Source organism: Dapis hubbardiae BLCC-M172 (assembly GCF_050016015.1).
Taxonomy (GTDB): Bacteria; Cyanobacteriota; Cyanobacteriia; order Cyanobacteriales; family Microcoleaceae; genus Trichodesmium.
Genome location: NZ_JBNHEQ010000321.1, coordinates 6,015 through 16,329, shown reverse-complemented (window position 1 = coordinate 16,329; position 10,315 = coordinate 6,015). Strand labels below are relative to the sequence as shown.

The 10,315-nt window shown below is 35.5% G+C and carries 7 protein-coding genes and 1 pseudogene; 4 read left to right on the top strand and 4 right to left on the bottom strand.

Annotated elements, in window-relative coordinates:
• The 3 genes and pseudogenes from lnt to gyrA form a co-directional block, all read right to left on the bottom strand.
• Positions 1 to 1,558: apolipoprotein N-acyltransferase (lnt, locus tag ACP6PK_RS29820; RefSeq protein WP_426565159.1), on the bottom strand; the 1,558-nt coding region annotated here is incomplete at its 3' end.
• Positions 1,559 to 2,112: 554 nt separating this feature from the next.
• A pseudogene (locus ACP6PK_RS29815) lies at positions 2,113 to 2,316 on the bottom strand (4a-hydroxytetrahydrobiopterin dehydratase); the annotation flags it as partial.
• A 773-nt stretch (positions 2,317 to 3,089) separates the two neighbouring features.
• On the bottom strand, positions 3,090 to 5,753 hold the full coding sequence (gene gyrA / locus ACP6PK_RS29810) for a DNA topoisomerase (ATP-hydrolyzing) subunit A (RefSeq protein ID WP_426565157.1): 2,664 nt from the start codon (positions 5,751 to 5,753) through the stop codon (positions 3,090 to 3,092).
• A gap of 336 nt (positions 5,754 to 6,089) precedes the next feature.
• Here gyrA and ACP6PK_RS29805 point away from each other — a divergent pair, with 336 nt between their 5' ends.
• The 4 genes from ACP6PK_RS29805 (at position 6,090) to ACP6PK_RS29790 (ending at position 9,979) form a co-directional block, all read left to right on the top strand.
• Positions 6,090 to 7,019 carry a histone deacetylase family protein gene (locus ACP6PK_RS29805; protein ID WP_426565155.1) on the top strand — a complete coding sequence of 310 codons (930 nt, stop codon included), beginning with the start codon at positions 6,090 to 6,092 and terminating at the stop codon, positions 7,017 to 7,019.
• Positions 7,020 to 7,784: 765 nt separating this feature from the next.
• On the top strand, positions 7,785 to 7,928 hold the full coding sequence (locus ACP6PK_RS29800) for a hypothetical protein (RefSeq protein WP_426565153.1): 144 nt from the start codon (positions 7,785 to 7,787) through the stop codon (positions 7,926 to 7,928).
• Between the two features lie 637 nt (positions 7,929 to 8,565).
• Positions 8,566 to 8,709 carry a hypothetical protein gene (locus ACP6PK_RS29795; RefSeq protein WP_426565151.1) on the top strand — a complete coding sequence of 48 codons (144 nt, stop codon included), beginning with the start codon at positions 8,566 to 8,568 and terminating at the stop codon, positions 8,707 to 8,709.
• Between the two features lie 250 nt (positions 8,710 to 8,959).
• On the top strand, positions 8,960 to 9,979 hold the full coding sequence (locus ACP6PK_RS29790) for an ABC transporter ATP-binding protein (RefSeq protein WP_426565149.1): 1,020 nt from the start codon (positions 8,960 to 8,962) through the stop codon (positions 9,977 to 9,979).
• A gap of 81 nt (positions 9,980 to 10,060) precedes the next feature.
• Here ACP6PK_RS29790 and ACP6PK_RS29785 read toward each other — a convergent pair.
• Positions 10,061 to 10,315 (bottom strand): hypothetical protein (locus ACP6PK_RS29785; RefSeq protein ID WP_426565147.1); only part of this gene is annotated, 255 nt, incomplete at its 5' end.

Below are 10,315 nucleotides of genomic sequence, written 5' to 3'. Positions count from 1 at the left end.
TTAACCAATCACCCCATTTTACATATAAAGTCTGAGTCTTTCGTCGATAAATTGTGGTTGTATAAGTCTCATAAGTATTAATTCCAGATAGCCAAATTGTTCTGCCGTGGGGGTCTACAATTCCAGAATAACCTGTATTAGTTGCTCGTACTGTCCATCTATCATTTTCTATTGCCCGCATTACATCTTGAGCATGATGTTGAGCTGGCATTATAGAACTATAATGAGCGTTATTAGCAGCAGTTAAAATAAATTCTCCCCCTGCTAATGTTTGTCTTTGAAATACTTCCGAAAAAGCTGAATCATAACAAATTCCAACTATGGCTTTGCCAAAGGGTGTATCAAATATTTGGTTGGTTTTTCCAGGTACTAAATGAGCATCTAAAGGCGAGAGTCTATCTATCAGTTTGCCTAACACTTCATTAAAGGGAATATATTCTCCTAGAGGTACTAATTTAATTTTGTCATAACGGCTGAATATTTCACCTCTACTATCAATAGTAAATAAGCTATTTGTCAGATTATTCTCTTGTTTGCCATAACCTCCTACCCAAGCTACTACTCCTTTCTCTAAAATTGCTTGATAAAAGGAACTAAATCTACGATTATTTTGATTCATCCACAAAAAAGGTAAAGCTGTTTCTGGAGTTAAGACAGCATCAACTTTTTGGTCTGCTAATTTTTTATATCCTTGAGTGTAACCTTCTAAAGCACGATACCAACCTGTGGAATTAAGCTTAATTTCATTGGGAATATTTCCTTGAATAATTCCAACTTTTAAAGCTGCTTCTGGTTCTGGATTTAAAGGAGTATTATATAGATTAAACCCTATGATGTGGAAAAATATTAAAGTTATTATGGGAAGGAAGAAGTAAGAAGGAAGAAGGAAGAAGGAAGAATTGATAAATAGGTTAAATTGATCTGAATTATTTCGTTTTTGCCAAAATTTAATTTGTTGTAAATTTTCTAGATTTTGCTGTAATTTTGCTTTAATAAAAGCTTCCCCAAATAAAGCATTTACTGTGACAATAGCTGCTGTAATTGTAATTGGTCCGGATAATTGACTAAGGTGCAAAATTACTAAATTATGGTTGCTCTGAGTAAAAGCTAAAGACGTCCACCAAAGGTTTCCTAAACTCCAGATTTTCTCTAAACAACACCATAAAGTTATACCTAATAAAATTCTGGCAAATGAGAATATTTTATCTGAGAAAGATAGACGGGTTAAAAATCCAAATAAAATTGCCCAAATAGCAACTAAAATTGCTCCCCAAAGGGTGATAAAAATCCAACAAAATAGAGCGATCGCTAGACTAGCTAACCAAGGAATTCCTAACCAAGTCATCGGATGAATTCCGGTTATCCAAAACAAGGCAAAACCATGATAACCTATTCCCCAAATTAAACCTAATAAAAATCTGTCTAGGGGTTTTTCTTGTTGAATTACTAATATCCAGAGAGGAGCTAAAGCTACCCATCCAAGAAACCATGCACCTATTGGTGCTGTGGTCATTCCCATTAAAATGCCACTAATAAATGTTATAAATAAGTAGATCATTTCAGTTATCAGTTATCAATTATGATTTGTCAAAAAAACTGTAGGGGTTTGGTCTGCAAACCCAAGTGAAAATATTACAACATAAGCGCAGAGTGCTATAGAACATTAATAAAATTGAAATCTTTTATAAACAACAGTTTTCACTTGATATGATAGCTGAATACTTAAAGCTATACTAGACATCTCTAGAAATTACCGAATTATTAATTATTAATTATTAATAATTAAATGATTCTGGTTTAAAGCCTCCCCTTTTAAGGAAAAAAAAAGAAATAATATTTCCTGATCTTCAATTCCGTAACGGTTTTAATCAGAGGTAATTATCAATTATCAATTATCAATTAATTAAATAAGCTTTTTCAAGCAAATTTTATAGGGATGTTTAATGGCATTTCCCTAGATTGTTTTTCACATCTATACCTACTTTTTTTAATTAACCTTGTTTCTTATTCCTTCTTCCTTCTTCCTTCTTCCTTCTTTGAAGATTTACATTTTTTGTCTGATTTCCAAGTTTTAATTAACTGAGAAATAGTTGTTGCTAACTCAAAGTATAATTAGGTTAATCCACCTACATCATAGGTTGTCAAATTTATCATCACTTTATTGTAGGAAATAGCAATATCTGGATGATGATTTGCTGTTTCTGCTGGCGTGACTAAACAATTGACAAAATTTATGGCTTCAACAAAGTTTTGAAATTGATGAGTGTAGGATAATTGATTATCTTTTATTTGCCAATTTTTTAAGTCTTGTAAGCGTCGCTAAATTTCTGGTTCATTTAACATTTTATCTTATCAATATCAGTTTCTTGCACTAAGAATAAGGAGGAATAAAAATCCATAAATCAATATAATATATGGCAAAATAGTAATGTAATTTTAGTTATAATACTAAGGCTGAAAAATAATTTTAAAACACTATAGTTATAGATAAAACTTAACTGGAAATAGCCAACAGATTCATCGCAAATATTTATCAAACTGTTATAATTCAATAGTTAATAGAACCTCCTACTAAAGTAGTAGAGTGACACTTATCTAATGGTGCATTACGACGGATTATTAAATGCTTTTAAAAATCCGTCGTAATGCACCCTACAAATTTTGCTTTACTGATAAATATCAGTTTCTTGCACTAAGAATAAGGACGAATGAAATTCCATAAATTAATTAGAATAATCCGCGTTTATGTTGTAATATTTTATCGTGGATGCTTGGTTTCCAAACCAAAATATAAATAGGATTTGGAAACCAAACCCCTACAGTTGTCTCGCAAATAATTTATGATTTATATATCAGTTAATAGTTAACGGTATCTCCTCCAATAGGGATGCTTTAAATACTGAATTTTCTTTTTTTATTCTCTTTAAAAGACTAGACCTGATTTTCTAGTTAAGCTAGTAGTTTTGCTTTAGCACATCTTTATGTGCCTAAGCGCTAAAGCGCAACTACAAACAAATATTTCAAGGTAGTAGTTTTGTTTTAGTACAAAAGATGTCTCTAAGCACTAAAGCGCAACTACAAAGAAATATTTATTCTTCTTCCATATCTTCCTCTGTTTCTTCTCCTTCTATTTCCATTATTTCTTCTTCTTCTATTTCTGTTGTTTCTTCATTTTCCGTTGCCGGAACTAAAGCAACTTCTGCTATAGCATCCGCATCATCAAGTCTTTGTACCCTCACCCCTGTAGCACTACGAGATTGAATAGAAATAGCATCTATTGCTTGACGAATAATAATTCCTTTTCCAGTAATTATCATCAATTCTTCTGCCTCATTTACTACTCGTAAAGCAGCTACTTGGTCTTGTTTCTTTTTCTTCTGTTTAAACTTAGTAGCAATACGACCTTTTCCACCTCGGTTTTGTAAAGTAAATTGAGAAACTGGCACTCTCTTTCCATAACCATTTGTAGTAATTACTAATACCCAAGGTCCCATATCATTACCACCAGAAGTTTCATCAGTTTCTCCCTCTTCCATTTCCTCAGTTTCTATTTCCAATTCTTCCTCTTCTAATTCCAAATTATCTTCATCTATATCGGCAATTATTTCAACTACTGAACTCGGTAAAATATCCATACTAATTAACTCATCACCTTTGATAAGTTTCATAGATTTTACCCCTCTAGTATTTCGACCTAAAGGACGCAATTGTTTATCATCTGTTCTGAAGTGAATTGCCATGCCAGAACTAGAACCAATAATTACACTATCTTCAACTCTAGCTCTTCTTACCCATCTTAAACTATCTCCTTCTGACAAAGAAATAGCGATTAATCCATTAGAACGAATATTAGCAAATGCGGATAAAGCTGTTTTCTTTATATATCCACCCTTAGTCAACATGACTAAATATTCCTCATCAGTAAATTCCGAAACAGGTACAATAGAAGTAACTTTTTCATCTCTAGGAATTGGTAACATTTGCACTATTGGTACTCCCCGCGCGATACGAGAACCAATAGGAATTTGATAAGCATTTAGACAGTAAACCACACCCCTTTGACTAAAGAATAAAATACTGTCATGGTCATAACAACTGAGAAAATGTTCGACTACATCATCTTCTTTCATTTTAGTGCCAGATTTACCGCGAGTTGCTCGACTTTGAGCCTCAAAAGAATTAATAGGCATGCGTTTAATATAGCCTTGTTCTGTTAATAAAATAATTGCTTTTTCATTGGCAATTAAGTCTGTATCATCTAGCTCTCCTTCTGCTAATTCAATGACAGTTCGTCTGGGAGTTGCATGACGTTCTTTAATTTCTAAAGCTTCATTTTCGATAATTTCTAAAATCCTTTCCCGTTTAGCTAATATATCTTGTAAGTCGGCAATTTTTAATAGTAATTCTTCATGTTCTTTTTCAATTTTTTGTGCTTCTAATGCGGTTAATCTTCTTAACTGCATTTGTAAAATTGCATCGGATTGAACTTCAGATAAACCATAATTTTCCATTAATTCTTGTTTAGCAGTAGGGGTATCAGCCGCACTACGAATCAATTGAATAATTTCGTCTAAGTTATCTAAAGCAATTAGTAAACCCTGTAATAAATGATCTCTTTCCTCGGCTTTTCGGAGTTCATATTCTGTTCTCCTCGTAATAGTTTCAACCCTAAATTCTAGGAAAACTTCCAGATATTTTTTCAGAGTTAATAACTGAGGTTCGGAATTTACTAATCCTAAAATATTCGCTCCGAAATTTGCTTGTAGGGGAGTTTGTTTGTAGAGGTTATTGAGTACAACTCTCGGATAAGCATCTCGTTTCAGTTCGATAACAATACGCATTCCAGTCCGATCGCTCTCATCCCGGATATCAGAAATACCATCAATTTTTTTGTCATTAACCAGTTCGGCAATTTTTTCAATTAATGCTGCTTTATTAGTTTGGTATGGTAACTCGGTGACAATAATAGCTTCCTTGTCAGGGCGCCCCCGTTGTTCGATAGTCTCTATTGTCGCCACACCCCGCATGGTGATGGAACCGCGACCGAGGGTGTAAGCATCCCGAATCCCAGATTTACCTAAGATTTGAGCGCCCGTAGGAAAATCAGGACCTGGAATATGGTGCATTAACTCGTTCTCAGTTATTTCCGAGTTGTGAATAAGTGCCACCAAACCATCAATTAATTCTCCCAAATTATGAGGAGGAATATTAGTCGCCATCCCCACTGCAATACCAGAGGAACCGTTGAGAAATAGTTGAGGAACGCGAGAAGGCAGTACCAAAGGTTCCTGTTGAGAACCATCAAAGTTATCAGCAAAATCTACCGTTTCCGAGTCGATATCCCGCAACATAGCATCAGTTGTCAGCAGTTGCAAACGACATTCCGTGTAACGCATCGCAGCAGGGGGGTCATTGTCTACAGAACCAAAATTACCATGACCGTGGATCAGTGGCGATCGCATAGAGAAATCTTGAGCCATGCGTACCAAAGCATCGTATACTGCTGTATCGCCGTGGGGGTGGTACTTACCCAGAACCTCCCCCACAACACGAGCGCATTTTCGGAAAGGGCGGTCTGGAGTTAAACCTAATTCGTGCATAGCATAAAGTATGCGACGATGCACGGGTTTGAGACCATCTTTAGCATCTGGCAACGCCCGACCTACAATAACACTCATAGCGTATTCTAGGTATGATTGGGACATTTCGTTCCGCAGATCGGTTGGTACAATTCGTGACTCAGCAGTAGTCATATAATGAAAAACTCCATTAAATTTAGAATTAACTAACAACAAATCACCAAAAATCGGATTGCCTCCGATTAAATTTGGTATGATTAAAAAAATATGCTGTTTATATCTAAAATTATAGCACGTTTTGTCTGAATATTTTGCTAAAATAAATGGAAAATAGGGAGATATTTTTAGTTGAATGAAAAGTTAAAATATTGGTATAATTTTAATTAACTAGCTATCAGCTTTTTAACCCAAGTTCAAAAAAATAATCTTCCTGACTGCTGACTCCTGAAGGCTGACAGCTTTTTTTAAGTTTTAGTCAGTTGGAAAACCTATAATATTGATATTTGTAATATGGTTTCTGTTATTTATTCCGATGAATTTCTCGAACACAAAACTGGTATGCTACACCCAGAGCGACCAGAACGTTTAACTGCAATTGTGACAGCTCTCAATACTTTTCCTGACAATGGCCAACTCCAATGGCAGTCACCTACTCCCGTAGAAAAGCGCGATCCATCATTGATGACACTACTAGAAAAAGTTCATACTCGTAGTCATATTGAAGCAGTAGCAGAAATAGCTAATAGTGGTGGCGGTTATCTAGATGGGGATACACCAGTTTCTCCTAAAAGTTATGATATAGCATTGTTAGCGATAAGTGCTTGGTTAGATGGAGTCGATTTAGTGTTAGCAAATGGGAAACCAGCTTTTGTCTTGGCAAGACCACCCGGACATCATGCTGAAAGTAGACGGGGTATGGGATTTTGCTTATTTTCCAATGCAGCGATCGCCGCTCATTACGCTCTAGAAAAACCAGACATTAACAAAGTTGCCATTCTCGACTGGGATGTACATCATGGTAATGGCACCCAAGAAATTGTAGAAACTAATGAAAATATAGCCTACTGTTCTCTACATCAATCTCCCTGTTATCCAGGAACAGGATCTGCTGACGAACATGGTTCCTACAATAACGTACTAAATTTACCCATGTCACCAGGTAGTACAATGGCTATTTATCAACCGACTTTCGAGCAAAAAGTCATACCCTTTTTAGCTAACTTCCAACCAGATTTATTGATTGTTAGTGCTGGTTATGATGCCAACCATGACGACCCATTAGCAGGTATTTCTCTACAACCAGAAGACTATGGATTATTTACAGAATATTGTTTACAAATAACCCACAAAATATTATTTGGTTTAGAAGGAGGTTATGACTTACCTAGTTTATCTCAGTCAGTATTAGCAACAATTGAACGTTGTCTTCAAGTCAGTTGATATCCTCCCGAATTGCGCTAATGTGACAAAGCGATACAGGAAAATTAAATTTGAGGATATTCTCTACTCCCCACTCCCTTTTTTACTGTAACTATTTCTACAGCGTATTTTCATATCAGTGAGGTATAGTCGTACTGGGCAATATCCACGCCGAAAAAAGACTTGATCGTTAATATTTGTATCGCATGGCGCATATACCTCGAACCTGGTGAATTTGGTATTATATAGAATCCGGTTGAACAGTCGTCCGCAGCGACGAAGCGGAAGCAATCTCTTAAAGCTCTGAGATTGTTATCCGTTCCGGAATGCTCCGCAAACCTTCCACTCCGTTCCAGTCGCTGCGGACGCAAGCTATAGTAATTATCCGGATTCTATATTACCGGAACTTGGTATAGCTGATGACCTTTTTCTTTCCTACGCAATGCTGCACAAACATAACTTTGTAATTCTCCTTGAAGACTAATTCCTCTTTCCCAGATAATGACTTAATAACTTATAAATCATAGCTGTCAGCTAAATGCTGAATGCTCGGAGTGACACACATCACTAACAAATAAAAACATACTCACATCAAACCTATGATATTAACTAGAAACTAAATTGAGAACAATCATTAACTAATAATTACTCACATCACCGCATCTAATTATAAAAACCCTAATAATAAAAGAGTCAGTATTAGTTAGTCATTAGTTAATAATTTATATGAAATTACTCAATGTATCACCAGGAAAAAATGTATTTGAAGAAGTATTCAGCAAAGTAATGTCCTCTAGTATTATTACTAGCGATGAACGTGAACAGATTCGGCGTGTATTATTGAGTGGTTATCTAGATGATAATGAATATGCCATGATGAAAACGTTGGTCGATCATGTTAGCCGTGGATTGGTAAAATTTGTTGAATGAAATTGACTTAACTTCTGTAGTATGCTGAGTGCCATTTCAGTTATCACTATCTTTCTCTGCCTTAAGTCAGAGGCTTAAAACCTTATTTATTGGCCAAATAAATAATAAAGAATTACAATATTTAGGGAAAACTCTGAATACACCAATAAATATGGCATCAGGAGTTTTCATAGGGAATCTGCAAAAAAGTTAAAGTTATAGTTAATCTGTTACCGAATTATTAATTATTAATAATATAATAATTCTGGTTTAAAGCCTCCCCTTGGATAGGGGAAAAAAAGAAATCATATTTCCCGACCTTCAATTCCGTAACGGTTTTAACCAGAGGTAATTATCAATTAATGAACTACTGCCTTTTGCCTCAGCTAATTTTATGTGGTGTTTCACAACCAGATTTTATATTCAGTGACAAGCATCACCAACAAACACAAATATACTCACATCGAACCTATGATATTAACTATAAATTAAATTGAGAACAATCATTAACTAATAATTACTCACATCACCACATCTAATTAGAAAAACCCTAATAATAAAAGAGTCAGTATTAGTTAGTCATTAGTTAATAATTTATATGAGATTACTCAATGTATCACCAGCAAAAAATGTACTTGAAGCAGTATTCAGTGACGTAATGTCCTCCAGTGTTATTACCAGCGATGAACGGCAACAGATTCATAATGTATTATTTAATGGTTATCTAGATGATGATGAATATGCCATTATTAACCGGTTGGTTTACCATGTTCGCCGTGGATGGGTAAAAGTTATTGAATAAAATTTACCTATTTATGTAGTTTGCTGAGTGCCATTTCAGTTAGCCTCCTGTCGGAGGAGCTACGCTAACAGTTATCAGTTATCAGTTATCAGTTATTAGTTATCAGTACATCTATCTTAATTTAGAGGCTGGAAATAGGGAATACTCTTTGTTATTTCTATGAAAGAGGAAGCTTGAAACCTTATTTCTTAGCCAAATAAATAATAAACAATTACAATATTCAGGGAAAACTCTAAATATACTAATAACTATGGCACCAGCAGTTTTAATCGAAAACCTTCAAAAAAGTTATGGCTCATCTGTAGCAGTTAAGGACGTTTCCTTTAAGATAGAACCTGGAGAAATATTTGGTTTACTTGGCCCTAACGGCGCTGGCAAAACAACTACCCTACGCGCCCTATGCACCCTAATTACACCAGATGCTGGACGTTTAGAAGTATCCGGTATTTCCGTAACTGACCAACCAAGAATAGCTAGACAACGCCTTGGCTATGTTGCCCAAGAAGTGGCCTTAGACAAAGTATTAACAGGCCGAGAACTCCTGCAACTCCAAGCAGCAATATATCATATCCCTGGCAAGTTGGCCAAAGAAAGAATTGACAAAGTGATTCGCCTCCTTGGTATAGAAGATTGGGCGGATAAAAAAACAGGTACTTACTCTGGTGGTATCCGCAAACGTCTTGACTTAGCAGCAGGTTTGCTACATCAACCAGATGTTTTAGTTTTAGATGAACCAACAGTTGGTTTAGATATTGACAGTCGGGTAGCAGTCTGGGATTTTTTGCGTCAGTTGCGAGACTCAGGTACAACAGTTTTGATTACCAGTCACTATCTTGAAGAAGTTGACGCTTTAGCAAACCGGGTGGCTATTATTGATAAAGGTGTAGTCATAGCAACTGGTACTCCTTCTGAACTTAAAGACAGAGTAGGAGGCGATCGCATAACTCTGCGCATTAGAGAATTTTCCCCTACTGAAGAAGCAGAAACAGCCAAAACGTTACTTGAACCGTTACCAATAGTTCAAGAAGTGATTATCAATGCTGCTCAGGGCAATTCTTTAAACTTAGTTGTCACACCCCAGAGTGATGCTTTAATTACAATTCAACAATCATTGCAAGCAGCAGGTTTACCCATTTTTGGTATTGCTCAAGCGCGACCAAGTTTAGATGATGTTTATTTAGCAGCAACAGGAAAAACTTTAATGGATGCAGAATTAGCTGCTGCCAATAGTCGAGATTTGAAAGCAGAGAAAAAACAAAGTATGCGGTAAGTTTAGTAGAAATTAGGTTTGTTTAGGTATTTTATAAGACTGACTTAGAGGCGTGTAATAGGGGTTAACAGCCGTTAACCTCTACAGATTTTGTGTAAATCCTGATATAATTTTATCTAAGATTAGAGGTAAAACTAAAGGTAAAATTATGGAAGCTGGTTTGGTAGGTTTAGCCGGTTGGGGATTCTCAAAAATTGCTGACTCTTTGTGGGATACTGCCATTAATAATTGATAATGGATAATTGATAATGGATAATTAATAACTGAATAATAGAGGTAATTTATGGAAGCTGGTTTGGTAGGTTTAGCCGGTTGGGGATTCTCAAAAATTGCTGA